The sequence below is a fragment of the Chryseobacterium cheonjiense genome (assembly GCF_012927265.1).
In the GTDB taxonomy this organism is placed as follows: Bacteria; Bacteroidota; Bacteroidia; order Flavobacteriales; family Weeksellaceae; genus Chryseobacterium; species Chryseobacterium cheonjiense.
The window spans coordinates 484740-504262 of sequence record NZ_JABBGF010000001.1 but is presented as its reverse complement, the minus strand read 5'-3'; the positions used below and the strand labels follow the sequence as shown (position 1 = coordinate 504262).

Here is a 19523-nt window from a genome sequence, read left to right as displayed (position 1 = left end):
AGAAAAAAATACTGCAGACTTTTTTATTTTTAATTTCAGCTATTGCTGCGCTTCAGACTGAATACAAGATTATCCGGAGAACCTTCATCTTTTTTATCCTCTTCCCAAATAAAACCTTGACGTAGAAGAAGCTTTTTGGAATCATCATTCATTCTGTGTGTCATGGCTACGATTTCATCCAAAATTAAATCCGTAAAAGCAAAATCCACAACAGCTTTCAAGGCTTCAGACATCATTCCTTTACCGTGATAATCGGGCAGCAGTTCGTAACCGACCTCCGCCGTTTTGCGGTCTTCCGAAAAATTATAGAGACAAATCGTTCCGATAAGATCCGGCTGATCTTTTAAAGAAATCCCCCAATAGAATGTCTGATTATTCTTCGTTCTTTCTTTAATCATGAGAATAAACTGCAGTGCATCATAATTGTTTTTGGGAGAATTCCTTTTAATAAATCGATTGATCACCTCATTGCTCCTGATTTTTAAAATATTTTCGGCGTGGTGCTCATTGATTTCTTTTAATTGCAGTCTTTCGGTTTCCAGTTTCATAGGTCAAATATAATAAACATGATTAATAGATATTTCAAATCCTCAAATTAGCTCATTTTCAAATTAAAATTCACATTTTCTCACTAAATTTGCACTGTGTTTATAAATAAAGAAGATTTAAATGAATTAGAGTTTCCGCAATTACTCGCGGAGATCTCTCCTTTTGCATATTCTCCGAAGACGAGAGAAAAAATTCTTCAGCTTCGTCCGATGGAAATTGATGAGGCCGAACTTTCCCTGAAGAAAACTTCAGAATATTTATCCAGTTTTGAAAGCTCCAATGCCGTTCCTTTCGACGAGTATGAAGATATCGAAAGCGAACTGAAACTAATGCTGATTGAGAATTATCGCCTTGAAAACAGCGCTTTTATCAAAATAAAAACCCTCACGGAACAGATCGGAAAACTTCAGAAGTTTTTCCCAACCATGCCAGAAACATTCCCTACATTGATGAATGATGTTGCTGTACTGGAATTCAAAAAGGAAATTATTGATAAAGTAGATAAGGTTTTTAACCGTTTCGGAGAGGTAAAAAGTGAAGCTTCACCGGTTTTAAAAGTTCTGAGAACTGAAATCCAGCATGCTAAAAAAGCGATTCAGGAAAACTTTAACCGCGCTCTATTTAATTACGGGCAGAGTGAATTTTTAGATGACATTCGCGAAACGATTATTGATGACCAGAGGGTTCTAGCCGTAAAATCCGGATTCAAAAAAAGAGTTCCGGGAAGAGTGCTGGGATTATCAAAGACCGGTTCTATTACTTATATCCAGCCGGATTCTGTGGTGAAGCATTATTTTAAGCTTAAAGAAAACGAAGAGGAAGAAAAGAAGGAAATTGATAAAATTTTACGACAGCTTACTGCAGAATTGGCCGAATACCAACCTCATTTGTGGAGATACCAGAAATATATTTTTGATCTTGATTTAACAAGAGCTAAAGCCAAATTTGCCGAACTTATTAACGGTATTTTACCGAAAATCAACCGCCATAAAACACTGAGGCTAAGAGATGCTTTTCATCCTTTGTTGTTTTTAAGAAATAAAGCAGAAAATAAAACGATTTATCCTCAGACGCTTACCTTCACGGAACATAACAGGATTATCTGTATCTCCGGACCGAACGCCGGCGGAAAATCAATTACCCTGAAGACCGTAGGATTGCTTCAGCTGATGATCCAGAGCGGAATCCTGGTTCCTGTGCATCCAAAATCCGAAATGTTTTTCTTCGAGAAAATCATGACTGACATCGGCGATAACCAATCTATTGAAAACCATTTATCGACTTATTCTTCAAGACTGAGGAAAATGTCAGGCATTATCCGTGAAGCCGATGCCAATACACTTTTACTGATCGATGAATTCGGTACAGGTTCTGATCCTGAATTGGGAGGTGCCTTAGCGGAAAGTTTTCTGGAGTTTTTCTATGATAAAAAGAGCTTTGCAATTATCACCACGCATTACACCAACATCAAACTGGTGGTAGAACAGCTTCCGAATGCACAGAATGCAGCCATGCTCTTTAATGAAGATACTTTGGAACCTATGTATAAACTGGAGGTGGGACAGGCCGGAAGTTCATTTACTTTTGAAGTTGCAGAGAAAAATAAAATCCCAAGGTTCATCATTCATTCTGCCAAGAAAAAGGTGGAACATGACATTGTAAATCTTGATAAAACGATTGTAAAGCTTCAGCAGGAAAAGTATGAGGTTGAAAAACTGAAATCTGATCTTGCAGAAAGAAAGGAATCTGTTGAGGACAAACGCGACAACCTTCAAAAGCTGAATGAGCAACTTCAGCAAAAATTGTATAATTTCCAGAAATTGTATGAAGAGGAACACCGTAAACTGCAGTTCGGGAATAAGATTGAAACGTTTATCGACAGCTATACCAAAGGCAAATCGAGAAAAGATGTGGTGAAAGATTTTGTGAAACTCCTGGAGCAGGAAAAATTCCGTAAGATTGGAGCTGATAAAGACGAAAGCAAGCGGCTGCAGGTGGTGAAGCGCAAAATAACGCAGCAGCTGAAAAAAGAAGACGTGATTGAAAAAATTGCCGAAACGAATGAGAAGTTGGAAGAAAAAAGGCAAACTGACCGTTCACTCTGGATGAAAGTGGGACAAAGAGTTCGTATCGCCGGAAGCACAAGTGTGGGAACCATTGAAAAAATTTCCAAGAAAAAGGTGGTGGTGAATTACGGAACGTTCAAAACGACCATTGATGCGGATGAACTGGAGAGAATTTGATGTTAGATGATGACTGTAAAGACGCTGATTACTTTTCAGGATTTTTTGATGTTTCATTTAAAAAGTTCACTAGTGAGGCTTATTGCTTTTCCTTTGATGATTTTGTTGTTTTTCATCATGAAGCAGTATGCGGATGATTATTCTGAAAAAGAGATTTGGCTATCGGCTTCGATGTGGCTTGTGATCATGTTTTTATTTGTTGTGATCCGGTCATTTTTTCGTTTAAAGTTTGCGTTCAAATCCAATAAAAAGATTCAGGAATATATTTCCTACAATTTTACGGATGAAAAAATCCAGATGAAAGGGGAAACTTTTGATGAGGATTTTACATGGAATTCAATTTATAAAGTAAAGGAAAATAAAGATTGGTTTCTGATCTATCAAACTGCCCAGACCATGAATATGGTTCCTAAAAAGTTTTTCACAAAAGACCAGATTTTAGAATTTAGAGATCTTATCAGAAAGAATAATGTGAAAGCAAAACTCAGAAACGATTGAAATAAAATAGTAAAGAGTGCCGGAAAAGCACTCTTTTTTTTATTCTAAATTAGCATGGTATTCTGTTATATTGCTACATTTGAAATATGATCAAAACCCTAAAAATTCTTTGGATTTTCTATATAAAACTATTGATCCCTGCGGCACTATTTTCTGTAGTGCTGGCTTTTCAGACGGGGTTTAGCATGGGCAATTTCGGATTTTGCTTTCTGGTGATGTTACCTGCATTTCATTTTTTGATTTATGAATTAAGACTGAAAAGGGAATATTTGTTTTTTGCTAATTTTGGATTTTCAAGGCAGCTTCTCTGGATCACAACCGTTTCAATCGGATTTATAATCAACCTTATTTCCAAATTGTTATGAGTAAGCTTCACGTTGACAGTGTCACAAAATCGTACGGTTCAAAGAAAGTCTTACAGGATGTTTATTTAAACTGCGAAACAGGAAAAATTGTGGCTTTATTGGGACCTATCGGCTCCGGAAAATCTACATTGCTGCAAATTATTTTTGGGACTCTGAAAGGAGAATCTCAGTTTATTAAATTCAATAATCAGGTTCTCACCAAACAGTCTGAGAGAAGGAATAAGATTGCCTATCTTCCCCAAACACCCGTGTTTCCAAAAGATATTAAAATTAAAAACCTGATTTCTTTATTCTGTAATGAAGCGAACACTCAAAAACTTTTTAATTCAGATCTTATTCAGCCTTTATTAAGCAGAACGATGAGAAATCTTTCGGGAGGTGAAAGAAAAATGGTGGAAGTATTAACGATCATCCACTCTAACGCTGATTTTATCTTACTGGAGGAGCCTTACAGCGGCCTGTCACCTATTCTTACGGAAAAGGTAATGAGAATGATAAAAGAAATGTCCAGAAAGAAAGGGTTTATTATATCTAATTTTATGACTGAATATGCACTGGAGCTTTCAGATGAAATTTACCTGCTTTCAGATGCTTACTTAAGACAAATTAAAGATTTAAGAGAATTGCGGCTCCATTATTATCTTCCGAAAAACATTTAATTTATATATTTGACAATCCAAAAAATTCATGATGTCCATACATAAAACATTATATATAGCCGTTTTTACTTTTCTTTTTGTGTTTTTTGCCAAAGCCCAGAATAAAGTTCCTTTCGGAGTGGTAAAAGCAGAAGAAGGTTACGCCATGGTGCGCGTCCATAAAGACGATTACCGTAAAATCATCGATAAGATCCGTATGAAAACCGGCGATGTTTTTATTTATGTGAAACCCGCTCCGGGAGAAACAGAATGGATCTGGATCAAATATCCTGAAAAAGATGATACCGACAAACCTTTTGTACGCTACGACAGTATTACTAAAGAAGGTATGGTGAATAAAAACCGGGTGGTATTCATTGATAAGCTTCCACCATTCACTCCGTCAAAATCTAAAAACGGAAAGTCGCTTATTTTTACGGATGATACCAATCCTAAAATTCCGGGAAATCAGAGAACGAAAGTGATTATCGACGTTTATCCTTCGTATGCCAAGCTTAAAAAGCAGGAAAAAGATGCTGATGGAAACATCATCAAAATCGATAAAGTAAAATCCTGGGGTGTAGGCAAAGAAATCCCTGAAGGAATAACAGAAATAAAATCAGTAAGGGTTCAGCAGCCCGGAAGAGGTTCTGTTTTTGTGAGAGATGCTATTAAAAATATGTTTCAGCCGACCATGGATTTCAATAACGTTGGCGTAACAGCCATTGATAACGACCATATTTTTCTTTATATGACCAATGGTGCCGGTGAAAACCGATATACGACGATCTGGACCATCAAACAGGGGAAGGTACAAAGCCAGATCATCTACAAAAACCCGGAATAATTCAGTAATATTCATTATTTTTGCTGCCGAAAGTCGAGCTTTTGGCTTTCAGGAAATTGGTTTTGCTTAACTGCAGATTAAAAGGGAATCGTGTGAAAATCACGAACTGTCGCGCAACTGTAAGTAACTGAAGTCTTTATTAATAATCCACTGTAAAATGTTACGGGAAGGAAATAAAGATGTTACAAGTCAGGAGACCTGCCTTTTTCTTACAATAAAACTTTCGCGATTTGAAGTTTGTTGATCTATAGAACCCAGGGATTTTATGCTCTGCTTTTTCTGTTGTTTTCAACTTTCATTTCGCTTTAATTTAAATGAAATATGACTACAGAAGAAAGAATTAAAACCTCGGAAACCAGAATTTTCAAAGCCGTTTTCCCCAACACGACCAACCATTACGATACTCTTTTCGGAGGCACTGCCATGCAGCTCATGGACGAAGTCGCTTTCATTGCCGCAACACGATTTGCCCGAAAACGCGTGGTAACGGTAAGCAGTGATAAGATCGACTTTAAAAGATCAATTCCTGCCGGAACGATCGTAGAGCTGATCGGGAAAGTAGTACATGTCGGGAAAACCAGTATGAAAGTGAATGTGGAAATCTATACTGAGCAGATGTATTCTTACGAAAGGGAAAGAGCAATCGTCGGGGATTTTACTTTTGTGGCGATTGATGAATTCAAGAAACCAATCCAGATACTATAAATACTATTCTGAGCTTCGGCGGCCAAAGGCCGCCGAAGCTTTATTTTATTTCCCGCAGATTGCACAGATTCACAAATTGTATCTATACCAAATTTTTAGCTGAAAATATATACAATCATCAGCGTAATTTGTGGGAAACTTATTGTGGAAGATATTGTTACAAACCACAAATTGCACAGATTTTCACAGATTCATCTTTTATATTATTTAAAATACAGAGAATCATTCGAGAAATTTGTAAAATCTGTAGGATATTTTTTAAAGTATAAAAAAATGAGTTAAAACTTACTTCAACACCTTTTCGGCTTCCAGATTTTTAATTAAAAGCAACTGAAAAGCTTCGCCAAGTTCATCAGATGCCCTGCTGATCGCATTCTCAAGCATATTTCGGATTTGTTTCTCCGTAACCCCTGCTTCCGTCCAGCTTTTACCGGAGGTATGCGAATTCAGGATGAAAGGCATGATTCTGTCGATCGCGCAGGCAAAAATAGCATCCGGAGTCTGTTCTTCTTCAAATTCAAGCCAGAGGTTAAAAAATTCAGAGCGTAAAGGTTCATCTAAAATTCCGAATATCTTTTGAGCGGAAACTTTTTCTCTTTCAAATTTTCCGGCCATCGCCGCTTCATCAAACAGGAAGGTATCTCCGGCTTCAATTTCTACTAGGTCATGAATGGAGAGCATTCTGATAACCCTAAGCAAATCAATATCTGCTCTGTTTTTAGCATAGGGATATAAGATTTGGGCAAGGATAATAATCTGCCAGGAATGTTCCGCAGTATTTTCCCTTCTGGAATCGTCGGCATTAAAGTTTCTCCGTTGTACATTTTTAAGTGCATCCACTGCGAGGATAAAATCAATTTCCTTTTGGATCTTCATTGGTCTATGTATATTATATATGTATTGAATTGAAATTAATTCAAACTATTTATGTTAAAAAATGACTAATTTCATTAGTACAAAATTAAAACTTTAAAAGTAAAGTTTTCTTTATTAGAAGATTAGTATTATTTTTATTATAAATATTTTTTATGGCAGTACAATATAATTATCCACCAGAAATAACGGGAAAAAGGAAACTCTACTCTCTCGTTAACGGAGTAAAGGATCCTTTGGGTGTTATTAATGGAAATCATGCCATTGCAGGAGACAGCTATCATTTAAGAACTGCCATTACCAATAAGCATTTTATTTTTTCCCAGGATAAAGAATTCATAGAATATATTTTAAAACAAAACCACAAAAACTATTTCAAATCTGAAATACAATCGGTCACTTTAGGGAAATATCTCGGTAACGGTTTACTTACCAACAACGGAAAAGACTGGCTGAAACAGCGGAGACTGATCCAGCCAGGTTTTAGCAAGGTAAAAATCACCAACCTGGTTTCTATTATGGAAGAGGAAATTGATAAAGCATTCCTGTCTTTTAATAATGAAACGGAAATTGATTTATATGAATTTTTCCATACACTGGCTTTCAATATAGTTGCCAAAACCCTCTTCAGTTCAGATATTGATGAAGAAAAAGTAAAAGAATTAGGCAAAATCATTACCGAAATTCAGGAAATTTTTGCAAAAGAAGTAAGAATCCCTTTTTATACCCAGGCTTTAAATATTCTGGGAATAACAGATAAAAATATAAGAAAAAGTAAGCAGGCAAAGCATATTATTCAGGGTGTTTTGGATAAAAGAAAGAATTCAAAATTAGAAAAGAACGATTTGCTGGATATGCTGATTCACGCAAAATATGAAGATACACAACTTCCGATGTCCGACGAACAGCTTGTGGATGAGATGCTGATCCTCTTCATTGCCGGCCATGAAACAACAGCAAATGCTTTAACCTTTATTCTTTTCGAAATCAGTCAAAATCCGGAAGCAGAAAAAAAATTAAAAGAAGAAATTGCAATAGAAGACGAAAATGTCTTTACCGCAGAAAGCTTAATGAAAAAATCTTTCACCATCAATGTCATTAAAGAAGCGATGCGACTGCATTCTCCGGCCTGGGCTATTGACCGGCAAGCCTTGGAAGACGACAGCTTTAAAGAATTCTCGTGGAAAAAAGGCACTTTAATTATCCTTTACATTTCAGGACTTCACAGAAATCCAAAATATTGGGAACAACCCAACGCTTTTCTACCGGAACGTTTTGATAGTGAAAATGCAAAGAATTTTGCCTACTACCCTTTCGGGGCAGGTCCCAGACTTTGCATCGGCGAACATTTTGCGATGATGGAAATGGCTCTTATTATCCGTAAATTCTACAAAAACTACAGCTTTATATCTTACCAGAAAGAACTGCAAAAAAAAGCATTGGTTACGTTAAGAGCCGTAAGCTTAAAAGGTAAAATCATAAAAAATCAGCTGTAATTAACCGATAACTTCCGCGTCTTTTATTTAACACTAAAAATAATTTAACTGATTTTCAATTAGTTACATATAATTATAAAATTATCCCACTACTTTGTATTGCATAATACCATTTTAATTACATATCTTTGTAATGTAAAATCGAAAGAGGTTCATCTAGCTAGGTTCCGAATTCGAAAATTATGTAACTAATTAACAAAACTTATTAAAGATGAATACCGAAAATACCAAAGCGCAAATGCGAAAAGGAATTCTGGAATTCTGTATTTTAAGTCTCATCAATCATCGCGAAATGTATGTTTCCGATCTAATAGATGAACTGAAAAAAGGAAAACTGGATGTAGTGGAAGGAACACTCTACCCTCTTTTAACAAGATTAAAAAACGGCGAGTTTCTTTCGTACAGATGGGAAGAATCCACAGGAGGACCTCCAAGGAAATACTACCAGATCACTGAAAAAGGTAAACTGTTTTTAGATGAACTTCAGAATACCTGGAACGAATTAACAGATTCAGTAAACCAAATTACTCAAAAAAATTAAAAAACAAAGCTATGAACAAAACACTCTCAATAGGACTTGCAGGTTTTTCTTTTACTATAGAAGAACACGCATATATAAAGCTCAGCGATTACCTGAACGCTCTGCGAAGCTCTCTGGATGCTTCTGAAGCGGATGAGGTAATGCACGATATAGAAATCAGGATGGTAGAAATCTTTAAAGATTCTATGGCAAAACGTGAAGTAATCAATGATTCTGATGTGGAAAGAGTAATCGCCCAGATCGGAAGCCCTGAAACCATTGAAGAACAGGAAGAAGCCTATTATTCTGAGAAGAATACCAAAAAAACAGGTACTGCCGGGACCGAATATTCTGATAAAAAACAGCTTTTCCGTGATCCTGAAAGACAAAAAATTGCAGGTGTTTGTGCAGGATTAGCTCATTATGTAGGAATGGATATTACGGCCATGAGAGCGATCTGGCTGGGAATCTTCATCCTGGGAATCTTTACGGCTGCGGTATCATCCACATTGGTGTTCTTATTATATATCATCCTTTGGGCGGTATTGCCAAAAGCAGAAACAGCAGCAGATTTCCTGAAAATGAAGGGAAAGCCTATGAACTTCGACAATCTTAAGAATGAGTCTAACAAATTGGTACAGTTTGCCAACGAATCTACTCAGAGGGTCGGAGAAATCTATATCGAAAACAAACCTTATATCAACAATGCAGGAAGCGGATTATGGAACGTTGTACGCTATATATTAGGTGGAATCTTTGCATTCATGTCATTATCCTGTCTGATCGGAGTATTCGTAGTATTCGGATTCATGGGAGCCGACAGTGATTTTCCTCCTGTAAGCGAAATGAACTTCTATTTTGACAATGATAATATGAAATACGTAATCATGGCGTTGATTACCATCGGAAGCTTATTGCCTGCCATGTTATTCGGATTATTAAGTATTAAACTTATCTCTCCTAAAACAAAATTAAGAAATACAGGCTGGGTAATCGGAGCATTATTCCTTGCACTGATCGCTCTCGGCAGTTATTTCGGATTCAGCATGGCTCAAAAAGAAATGTTCCTGAAAGGTCATAAGGAAGATACGGAAGAAGTTTCTATTGATACAAAGTCCGATACTATTTATGTGGATTATAAGCAGGTTACTATTCCTCAGAATTTCAAAGGGTACGATGACGATATTTATTCTGATAAAATCTCGGTGTACAGAAAAGACTGGATCCATGTAGATGTTACTAGAAAAGCAGATGTTAAAACACCGTACCTGATCATCAAAAAAGAAGCTAAAGGATATAATCTTCCGCTTAACGTAAGTGTTCCTGTAGAAGTGGTAGATAACAAAATTATCCTTCCAAATTACATCAAATATCCTTACGAACACAGATTCAGAAGCTATAATATTGATTATGAACTGGTACTTCCATTAAAAACAGTAGTAATTCCTGCTAAAAATGACATCATTAACTTTGATGGAGACCTTAATGCAGATGGAATCAGTGATAATGATCAGGAAAAAGACGATGACGGAAACATTAGAATCGAAAATAATAAAATCACGGTTAACGGTTCTACCATTGAATATAATTCTGATGATAAAGACAGCATCATAGTAAATGGTAAAAAGGTTCCTAAAAAAGAAGCAGATAAATTTATCGATTCTATAAAGCAGAATATCAAAAAAATGAAAGGTGCCAATATCGACTTCAAAGTTGATGAGGATAAAAATGAAATTTCCATACAAACTAAATAACTAAACTGCAGAGAGTGGCAGAAGGTGTGAATGGACAACCCAACCGTTTGAAATTCACATCCTTCTTCTCTCACGAACAGGCAAAAAAAATCAAATTTTAGTTCGTTATGTAAATAAAATGCTTTACATTTGTGTAAATAAAATTATAACCAAAAACACTCAAAAAATATTAACTAATCATGATACAACTGGCACTAGAAATTGTAATGAAAATCGTAGATTTAATCAGCGGTTTGTTTTAAGAGCGATAATATTTCAATATATTTGTAAAGTATAACCATTTTGGTTATACTTTTTTGTTTTTAATTCAGATGATATGAGAAAGCTTTTGGGCAAAATACTATTAAAATTAATGGGCTGGAAAGTCGTTCTACAGGGCGATGAGAACAGCCTTAACCGATGTATTCTTGTGGTAGCCCCGCATACTCACAATATGGAGTACATTTTGGGAAACCTTGCTTACTGGTCGCTTAAAAAGCCATTGAAAATAATCATTAAAGATGCTCATACCAAGTCCTGGTACGGAGGGCTTGTAAAAGGTCTTGGCGGGATCGGGATCGACAGAAGCCAGAAGAACGATCTGGTGAATTTTGTGGCAAAACAATTCGCAAAGGATGATTTCAGTCTCGTTATTACGCCTGAAGGAACAAGAAGCTGGGTCCCAAAATGGAGGAAAGGATTTTACCATATGGCATTGGCGGCTAAGGTACCAATCGTTCTCGCGGCAGGAGATTTTAAACGCAAAATTATTTATCTGGGCTATACCATTCCTTATGAAAGAATAGCTTCCGCAACTTTTGCAGAAATTATGACCGAAATTCAGGAATATTATATTAAAAACGATATTGTCCCTAAGGTTCCGGCAAACTGGAATCCTAATATCATGGGAAATGATTCCGAAAGTAAAGATTAACGTTAGAGATAACAAAATTATTAATCATCATTAATAACTTACTATTCACATCAATTATCATCTATAATCAGCATGTACATTAAAGATAAAAACAAGGAAGATTTATTGCAATTTATCAATGATTGGGGCGGAGAAACCTTTGCTAAAACTTTAGATATTAAATTTACCGATATTGACGTTGAAAATGAAACATTGACGGCAACGATGCCTGTTTTGCCGAGAATTCACCAGCCTTTCGGGATTATGCACGGCGGTGCAAGCTGTGTCTTGGCAGAAACAATGGGTTCAAGCCTTTCTAATATCTTTATCGACGGCGAAAAATATTTCGGAGTGGGCACCAATATCAATACCAACCATTTACGAAGCAAAAAAGACGGAATGGTAACTGGTGTAGCAAGATTTATCCGGAAAGGAAAATCCATGCATGTTTCCGAAATTGAGATACGGGATGAAAAAGGCCAGCTCATCAGCCATACCACCATGACCAATACGATTATCAACAAATAATATAAAGAAGCTCAAAAAAATTTGAGCTTTTTTTATTTTTAGCTGCAACCTTTTTACAATACTGCATCTTATAGGTACAAACTTAAAAACAATTCTCTATGAAAAAACTACTTTTATCTTTTTTTGTATCTGTTTTATGGGTTTTTAATTCTTGTACTAATACTACCGGCATTAATGACGAAACAGCTAATAATTTACCGCAATCCTACGATGTTTACATTGCGGGAAGAGAAAACAACAAAGCCTGCTATTGGAAAAACACCATTAAAACGGATCTTACCGGTGGTGAGAATCTAGCAGCTATTGAAATTAAGGAGGAAAACAATAATGTATACGTTATGGGAAGCTTGGGTGTTACACCGACTTCTTTTAAATCGATTCATTATTTCTGGAAGAACGGTACCAAAAATGAGATCAAGCAATACCTTGGGATTCCATCCGGTGCACAAAATGACATCACTGCATTTGGCGTAAAAAACGGAGATCTCTATTTTGCCGGTTATGTTGAAAATTTATCTTCTGCCAATCCCAATCAACGGTATGAACTGTGTTATTGGAAAAACGGAGTAAAAACACTGCTTCACCAAAGTCCGTATATCCCTTCTGCAGAAGGACTTTTCATCAATGATTCAGACATTTACGTATCAGCGCGTGTTGTTGACAACAATCAGAATGTCGACAGAGGATATTTTAAAAACACAACATTTAATTCTCTCGGACAGCCCGAGTATGTATTTAATTTTGCTAAAAACAATAACGGATTGCAACTTCTTTTTGAGAATAACAATAAATATTATTCCAAAAATATTACGGCAAATACGGAAACGCTTATTGGCAATTATGGTTTACCTGTACCATTCTACGGAAAAATTGCCGCTGACGCGAATGCAGCCGATCTTTATACAATCTATTCCAACGCAGGTTACAATTATTTCAAGAACAGCAGCATTGTGTCTCCTTCGTTTTCATCTTTACCACTTATTCAGGATCTATTTGTACTAGACAGCAATCTGTATATGATAAAGTACAGCGCGACAAATAATGCGTATCTTGGCAAAGTATTTATCAATGGTGTGGAAACACAGAGTATCAACGGTACACCAAACGGAACTGTAAATTACACCTCAACATTCAATTCAATATATGTTGTAGAAAACTAAAAACTATGTCTAAAATAAAGCCGGACTGGAACAAAATTTATTCAGGCCTATCCCCAAAACTTTTGGGGATTTGCCGCAGATATATACAGGATATTTATACTGCAGAAGATATTGTACACGACAGTTTCATTACGGCCATCCAGAAGAACGATCAGCTGAATGACGAAAAGGCATTATTTGCCTGGCTCAAAAAAATTGTTGTCAATAATGCGCTTCAGCACATCCGTAAACACAGCAAAGATACCTTTATCTCTACAGAACCCTCAGAAATTCCAGATACCTCCACAGAAATGGACTACCCTATTTTGGAAGATAAAAACGTCTTCATCTACGATTTCACCAACGAACAGCTGTTGTCATCGATCGATAGCCTTCCGCCTCACCATAAATCTGTTTTCAATTTATATTTCATTGAAAATCATTCTCATGCTGAAATTTCCGGTTTATTGGGAATTACGGTCAATACTTCAAAATCGCATCTGCTCAGAGCAAAAAGATCGGTTCAGAATCATCTACTGAACAATTTTGTTAATCAGAATACCCCGAAAAATAAAATTGCTCAGGTTCTTGTTATTTTCGGACTTGGCGGTTTGTTGTGGGCGCAGACTTTCCAGAGTAAATTTGCCAATTTTAAAATATCCCCTTCCAAAAAACTGCAGATCCCTTCGGATACAAAACCCGGCAGCATAATGATCTCTTCTTCAAACAGAGCTTCAAAAAATAAAATAGTGATTGGAATTACTTTTCTTCTCATCATCATAGCTTCTTTATTCTTAATAAATCGTAAAAAAGATCTGTCCCTTAAAAATTTTACAGGTTCTTCATCCGGACCAACTGATGTGAATAAAAACACAAATGAAAATACTTTACATTATGAAAATGTGACATCAGTAGGTCCAGTCCCTGCAAAACCCACAGTTCAAAATGCAGCCAATACTAATACAGTAATCCAGGAAGTAAATCTTCTTTCAGAAAAACAACAGCCTGATGAGCAGAAAGTCATGAAAACCTCAAAAAACAATAAGAAATTAATCGTCAGGGATTCTTCGGATGACAGCCGCCAAAAGGTGATTGTAGTGAAAAAAGTGATCAGAAGAGACACAATATTTATTGAAAAATAAACGGAAACCATGATTTTCAAAAAGATTTTTTTTCTTTTTCTTATACTGTTGATGAGCATTTTTCATGCGCAAAAGCGGAAGAAAGTAGATACCGTCTATGTTTACGAAAACGTTGTCGTTTATGATACGGTATATCTTCTTAAGCCGATCCGTATTAAACCCAATAAATTACTGTTATTAAAGCCTAAAGTAGAAGAAAAGTTTGTCCGCAATATTTATAATGAAGAATTGGAAAAACAGCGCACAAAAAACAGAATCAGGAAACAAAGATCCGGTATCTTCGAGTACGGAATTGAGGCAGGATTCGGAATAAAAAACAGTGGCTGGACAAGAGCTGTTTCCACTGAAAGAGTACAGTTTGGAGAAAATGTGAATATCTGGGTTTCAAGAAATATTTTTTCTCCACAAGTATTTATGATGCTATCTGCCGGTATTTATCGCTGGAATTCGACGTTCGATATTGATGCCAGTAAAGACGACACAATCCTCAACGGATTTTATTTTGCACAAGATCATCAGCCTTTGCTGTTTCAAAGGTTTAATAACAAACATTTTGAGTATGCATTTCAAATGAAGCTTGTTTACGAATGGAAAAATATCCGTCCCTTTGCCGGAGTTCTAGTTAACCGGAACACCTACAAAATGCAGTTTCTAGTTCCTGAAAATAATGTTTTGGACAAATTGGATGATTTTAAAAGTAATCAGACAAACCTAGGATTTTCCTTTGGAATTCAATACAGACTTTTCAGAAAGTTGCTTTTATCATTAGAATATCAGCAATATAGGATGAAAAATGTTTCCTTAAAAAACAGCACTTTTGATTTTGACATTTTTAAGACTAATAATACCTTTGCAGAAAGAAAAGTAAACTTCGGAATTTCGTATGTTATCTCCGGACGCTGATCTTCGAAAAGTACCATAAGATGATCTATTTCAAACTTCCTTTCGACGAAAATCTGTATTCTACAGATCGTAACCCCAATGAAAACCATATTATTTTTCATCCTTTCGAAGGCATGGAAACCGTTGAACATCATGGGAAAATTATTACAATTAAGACCGAAGAAACAGATTTCAGCGAACTTATTAATACTTCATTGCCAAACGACAGTAATCATTATATCGCTGAAACCAAGGACGAATACCTTAAGAATCTTGAAGATGTAATTGATGTAATCAACAAAAATCAACTTCCCAAACTGGTCTATTCCAGAAGAAAAATAATTACGGATTTCGGAAAGATCGATCTTAAAAAAAGCTTCACTAATCTCTGTAATTCCTATCAGAATGCATTCCGGTATATTTTTATCAATGGAGAAACTTCATGGATGGGTGCATTTTCCGAAGTGTTGGGCAAGTTCAATAAAAACACATACGAGTTTGAAACCATGAGTCTTGCCGGCACGCTTCCGGTTTCGGAAAGCTGGTCGGAAAAGGAAATTGAAGAACAAAAACCTGTAACGGAATATATCCGAAATATTTTGAAAAATTATTCAGAATATCCTGAAGAATCTGAAACTTACGATCATATTTCCGGAAACATTAAGCATCTGAGGACAGATTTTAAAGCCAGAATTAATCCTGAAAATCTTGACAGCATCATTCAGCAGCTTCACCCGACTCCGGCAGTATGCGGTATTCCGAAAAACTTTTGTAAAGAAAAAATCAGGGAGCTTGAAAAATTTCCCCGTGAGCTATATGCGGGCTATATCAAAGTTGAAACTGAAGAAAGTATTCTTTATTTTGTTAACCTTCGTTGCTGCAAGCTTTATCAGGATAGCGTACATGTTTTTGTAGGTGGTGGCATTACTGCCCAAAGCAGCCCTGAAAAAGAATGGCAGGAAACAGAACTGAAATCAGAAGCGATTCTGAAAAATCTCGAGGTTATCACTGACTAGATTTATTTGTAATCAGCACCGTCAAATTCCACAAAAAAACCTCTCTCAATAAAGAAAGAGGTTAATATAGTTTAATATAATTCTTATTTTTTAACGCCTATTTTACTCCATGTATTCATTACGAAAAGTAAAATAATACCAATGAAAGCTGAAGCTGCTGAAAATACAAACTTCAGGTTATCTTCTGACAATAAGTCTGTCTGCCAGTCCAACGCATACAGATTAATGGCGATGAACACTACAAATACTACTAAAAATACTTTATAAAACTTCTGCATGATTCTTAAAAATTAATATATGTCTTTACCAATTCGGCAAAATTTGCGGTGAATAATTTAATTGAAATTGCCAGCAAAATGATTCCGAAAACTTTCTGCAGGATTGCCAGTGTGGCATCACCTATTTTCCGCTCAAGCCAGTTAGCAGATTTCAGCACCAAATATACGAAAATTGTATTGAGAATAATCCCAAAAATGATATTAATATCGTGAAATTCAGCTTTAAGAGATAATGTGGTGGTCAATGTTCCCGCTCCTGCTACCAAAGGAAAAGCAATAGGAACAATGGATGCAGATCTCGCTTCGGAAGTTTTGTTGATTTCAATTCCCAGGATCATTTCCAAGGCAATGATAAAAATCACAAAAGCACCGGCAATAGCAAATGAATTGACATCTACCCCAATAAATTTCAGGATTTTATTTCCTACAAAAAGGAAAACAAGCATAATCAGACCTGCGGTAATTGTTGCCCTCTCGGCTTCAATTTTACCGAATCTCTGCTGAAGACTTACGATAATGGGAATAGATCCTATGATATCGATCACAGCAAAAAGAACCATAAAACAGGTAACGATTTCTTTAATAGAAAAATCATTGAAAATCTCCATGCCTTTAGAATTATTAATTTCGCAAAAATATGAAAATAAATTAACTATTTGCTAATTTGTGAGTACAAATTCACGATAGACTTTAAAAGCATATCTATCCCTTCCGAAGATTTTACGGGAGCATACTTCTCGATCTGGATTTTCTGTGCGAGATTTCTGTATTCTTCGGCAATAGCAGCCCCTTTATAATTTTCAAGAAATAAAGCGAAATCTTCTGCCGAACTCTGGAAATACTGGTTTCTTACTTCAGAATCAAGTTCTTCATAGGTTTGAAAGAACTTTTGATAATCTTCTTTATCTTTGAGATTTTCCAAATAGCTGAAATAATCATTGACATCCGTCTTCAGCCGCTCTCTGATTTCTTTTTCTGTTTCAGCTACAGAACCCAGCGGTTTTACAGGCTCATCCTCTTTAGGTAAGCGACGTCTTTTCTGCCAGTTTTTGAACAGAAGATACGCTATAAATAAGGCAATTAAGATAGCAATATTTACGAAAAGAGTATTCCAGTGCAGCCTGTTCTTTTCTTTAACCTTAAAAGACGTGGTTTTTAAAACAGGTGTATTAACGGTTTCCAGGAAAGTATTCGTATACTCATTTACTTTTTCAACGGCAGTACGCGATTCCAGAATCTGATCATGAGAAAACGTATTGACTTTGAGTACTTCCTGGCCAAGGTCTACATATTCTTTTTTAGCAGGATCAAAAAAAGCAAAATTTTCAGTCTTAATAGAAAGCTCTCCGGCTTTTTTGGGGATGACAAGATAATTGGCAAGAATTTCACCTTTCATTCCTGTTATTTCCGTTGATACCTTAGAAGTTATTTTAGGAGCGAAGACTTCATAATCCGGAGATTCGGCAAGTTTAGGCAATTCCATATTTTTCAGATTACCTTCACCGCTTACTTTTACAAGAATTTTAATCGGCTTTTTAACCTCAGCTTTTTCTTTGGAAATATTGGAAATGCTTACTTTAAAATTTCCCACCGCATTTTTAAAATACTCGGGCGAACCTTCAGGAAGCTTTTTAACATTGATTTTAACTTTGTTTGAAACAATTTTATTTTTACCTGCATAGGAACTTACTGAAGCTGAAGCTCCCGGTACTTCCACATATCCGGACTCATTAGGAAAAATCATAAAGACCGCAAGAACCTGAGAGGACATATTTCCGTAATCGGAAGGGTCTATTTCAGATTTCGCAAAACTTACCGGGTATACATCTACATTATTATTTTCAGGAAGATGTATATTTTTCACCCTCCTCAGATTGTCCATATTCCTGGAATACACTTTCAGAACAGCAATGGTAGGCTCATCCTGATAAACCTCACGGTCCTCCACCTCCATATTCAGGTAGACATCCTTAGAGATATTAGCTGCCACGGCTGCTTTTTTATCGACATCTTTTATAAGAATATCGAAAGGCTCGGTTTTGTAAATTTTATTATTAATGGTAATCAGGAACGAACCGATTTTTACTTTTCCTTTTTGCTTTGGCTCCAAGGCAAGACGGGTCACGGACTGGGAAATGACTGTATTGGTTTCCGGGTCCATAAAACCATTGGTTATGGAACCTGTACCGATAAGATTGAATTTCGAGAAATCAGGGAGTCTCAGCTTCGTCTGCTGGCTGTTGTATTCACTGCCTTCAATTTCCAGGACAATGGTGAGGTTGATAACATCCTTTGCAGTATAAGAGGCTTTATCGGAAGTAACACTAAGATTTACCTGTCCATAAGAGATTATGGATATTAATAGGAACAATATGTAGGTAAGTCTGCTCTGCATCACCAATCTTTCTCGTTGCTTTCGGGCATCGAATAAGAATTTTTATTTAAAATTCTTCTGGCGGTTTCTTTCTCTTTATCGCTTACTTTATTGAGTATCTGATTTTCAAGTCCTTTCGGGATTTTTCCTTCATTATCAGGTTTCTGATCAGGATTGTTGCCCTGTCCTTTTCCCTGATTCTGCTGCCCTTGCCCCTGATCCTGTTTTTGATCTTTGGGACCTTTTTGATCATCATTTTTCTGCTGGTTTTGGCCACCGCCTCCTTTGCCGGAGTTATTTTGTTGTTGTTTTTTTTGCTGGTTTTCTTTTTCCTTCAGTTTGGCTATCTCATAATTTTTTCTAGTAGCCTCGCTGTAAGGATTTTGTTTCAGAGATTGTTTATAAAATTCTGCTGCTTTTTCCGGTTGTTTCATCTGCATATAAGCATTACCTAAATTATGAAGTGCCGCTGCTTTATCGGGAATTGTCTGAGAAAGTCTCTGGGCTTTTTCAAATTCCGCTTTTGCTTCTTCGTATTTTTTACTTTTATAAAGTGCATTACCTAAATTGTAATGTGCTGCAAAATCTTTATCATTAGATTTTATGGCTTCCATGTATTTTGCGGATGCCCCATCATAATCTTTGCCGTTAAATCTTTCATTGCCTTCGTACACGAGTGTACGGTAATTTTTCTGCCCAAAAAGAAGTCCTGAGCTTAAGAAGGCAGTAATAAACGACAAAAAAATGATTTTAGTATTCATCAGATGCAAAATTATTCCTTTAT

General features: G+C 36.1%; 20 protein-coding genes and 1 riboswitch. Of the genes, 14 read left to right on the top strand and 6 right to left on the bottom strand.

Going from position 1 to position 19523, the window contains the following annotated elements:
• Positions 1–35: 35 nt before the first annotated feature.
• Positions 36–548, bottom strand: coding sequence for a GNAT family N-acetyltransferase (locus tag HHL20_RS02420; RefSeq protein ID WP_169229597.1), 513 nt, complete (start codon positions 546–548; stop codon positions 36–38).
• Positions 549–644: 96 nt separating this feature from the next.
• Between HHL20_RS02420 and HHL20_RS02415 the strand changes: the two genes are divergently transcribed.
• From HHL20_RS02415 to HHL20_RS02395, 5 genes are all read left to right on the top strand, one after another.
• Entirely contained in the window at positions 645–2792 is a 2148-nt protein-coding gene (locus HHL20_RS02415) for an endonuclease MutS2 (protein WP_169229596.1), read from the top strand.
• Between the two features lie 6 nt (positions 2793–2798).
• On the top strand, positions 2799–3290 hold the full coding sequence (locus HHL20_RS02410) for a YcxB family protein (protein WP_169229595.1): 492 nt from the start codon (positions 2799–2801) through the stop codon (positions 3288–3290).
• Positions 3291–3651: 361 nt separating this feature from the next.
• Positions 3652–4314 (top strand): ATP-binding cassette domain-containing protein, encoded by a 663-nt coding sequence (locus HHL20_RS02405; protein ID WP_169229594.1) that lies wholly within the window; start codon positions 3652–3654, stop codon positions 4312–4314.
• Positions 4315–4342: 28 nt separating this feature from the next.
• Positions 4343–5140, top strand: a complete 798-nt coding sequence (locus tag HHL20_RS02400; protein ID WP_169229593.1) for a hypothetical protein — start codon at positions 4343–4345, stop codon at positions 5138–5140.
• Between the two features lie 40 nt (positions 5141–5180).
• Positions 5181–5360, top strand: a riboswitch (cobalamin riboswitch).
• A 101-nt stretch (positions 5361–5461) separates the two neighbouring features.
• Positions 5462–5845, top strand: coding sequence for an acyl-CoA thioesterase (locus HHL20_RS02395; protein WP_169229592.1), 384 nt, complete (start codon positions 5462–5464; stop codon positions 5843–5845).
• Between the two features lie 285 nt (positions 5846–6130).
• On the opposite strand, the gene HHL20_RS02390 is transcribed toward HHL20_RS02395, so the two are convergent.
• Positions 6131–6721: an HD domain-containing protein gene (locus HHL20_RS02390; RefSeq protein ID WP_169229591.1), complete on the bottom strand. Its 591-nt coding sequence runs from the start codon at positions 6719–6721 to the stop codon at positions 6131–6133.
• Positions 6722–6873: 152 nt separating this feature from the next.
• Here HHL20_RS02390 and HHL20_RS02385 point away from each other — a divergent pair, with 152 nt between their 5' ends.
• From HHL20_RS02385 to HHL20_RS02345, 9 genes are all read left to right on the top strand, one after another.
• A complete protein-coding gene (locus HHL20_RS02385; RefSeq protein WP_169229590.1) occupies positions 6874–8214 on the top strand; it encodes a cytochrome P450 in 1341 nt (446 codons plus the stop codon).
• A 211-nt stretch (positions 8215–8425) separates the two neighbouring features.
• Positions 8426–8755: a PadR family transcriptional regulator gene (locus HHL20_RS02380; protein WP_029295092.1), complete on the top strand. Its 330-nt coding sequence runs from the start codon at positions 8426–8428 to the stop codon at positions 8753–8755.
• A gap of 11 nt (positions 8756–8766) precedes the next feature.
• Positions 8767–10488 (top strand): PspC domain-containing protein, encoded by a 1722-nt coding sequence (locus HHL20_RS02375; protein WP_169229589.1) that lies wholly within the window; start codon positions 8767–8769, stop codon positions 10486–10488.
• Positions 10489–10804: 316 nt separating this feature from the next.
• On the top strand, positions 10805–11401 hold the full coding sequence (locus HHL20_RS02370; RefSeq protein WP_169229588.1) for a 1-acyl-sn-glycerol-3-phosphate acyltransferase: 597 nt from the start codon (positions 10805–10807) through the stop codon (positions 11399–11401).
• A 72-nt stretch (positions 11402–11473) separates the two neighbouring features.
• Positions 11474–11908, top strand: a complete 435-nt coding sequence (locus HHL20_RS02365) for a PaaI family thioesterase (protein WP_169229587.1) — start codon at positions 11474–11476, stop codon at positions 11906–11908.
• Positions 11909–12006: 98 nt separating this feature from the next.
• Complete coding sequence (locus tag HHL20_RS02360; protein ID WP_169229586.1) at positions 12007–13068, top strand: hypothetical protein; 1062 nt, start codon at positions 12007–12009, stop codon at positions 13066–13068.
• Positions 13069–13073: 5 nt separating this feature from the next.
• Positions 13074–14189 carry an RNA polymerase sigma factor gene (locus HHL20_RS02355; RefSeq protein WP_169229585.1) on the top strand — a complete coding sequence of 372 codons (1116 nt, stop codon included), beginning with the start codon at positions 13074–13076 and terminating at the stop codon, positions 14187–14189.
• A 51-nt stretch (positions 14190–14240) separates the two neighbouring features.
• Positions 14241–15092 (top strand): hypothetical protein, encoded by an 852-nt coding sequence (locus HHL20_RS02350; RefSeq protein ID WP_169229584.1) that lies wholly within the window; start codon positions 14241–14243, stop codon positions 15090–15092.
• Positions 15093–15112: 20 nt separating this feature from the next.
• On the top strand, positions 15113–16087 hold the full coding sequence (locus tag HHL20_RS02345) for a chorismate-binding protein (protein WP_169229583.1): 975 nt from the start codon (positions 15113–15115) through the stop codon (positions 16085–16087).
• Positions 16088–16170: 83 nt separating this feature from the next.
• Here the strand turns inward: HHL20_RS02345 and HHL20_RS02340 are convergent, their stop codons facing one another.
• Genes HHL20_RS02340 through HHL20_RS02325 form a run of 4 tightly spaced genes read right to left on the bottom strand, consistent with a single transcriptional unit; the run spans position 16171 to position 19500 of the window.
• Positions 16171–16365, bottom strand: a complete 195-nt coding sequence (locus HHL20_RS02340) for a hypothetical protein (RefSeq protein WP_169229582.1) — start codon at positions 16363–16365, stop codon at positions 16171–16173.
• Positions 16366–16370: 5 nt separating this feature from the next.
• A complete protein-coding gene (locus HHL20_RS02335) occupies positions 16371–16973 on the bottom strand; it encodes a MarC family protein (protein ID WP_066441188.1) in 603 nt (200 codons plus the stop codon).
• Between the two features lie 44 nt (positions 16974–17017).
• Positions 17018–18760, bottom strand: coding sequence for a BatD family protein (locus tag HHL20_RS02330; protein WP_169229581.1), 1743 nt, complete (start codon positions 18758–18760; stop codon positions 17018–17020).
• Entirely contained in the window at positions 18760–19500 is a 741-nt protein-coding gene (locus HHL20_RS02325) for a tetratricopeptide repeat protein (protein ID WP_169229580.1), read from the bottom strand. Before HHL20_RS02325 ends, HHL20_RS02330 begins: the two co-directional genes overlap by 1 nt.
• Between the last annotated feature and the right edge of the window lie 23 nt (positions 19501–19523).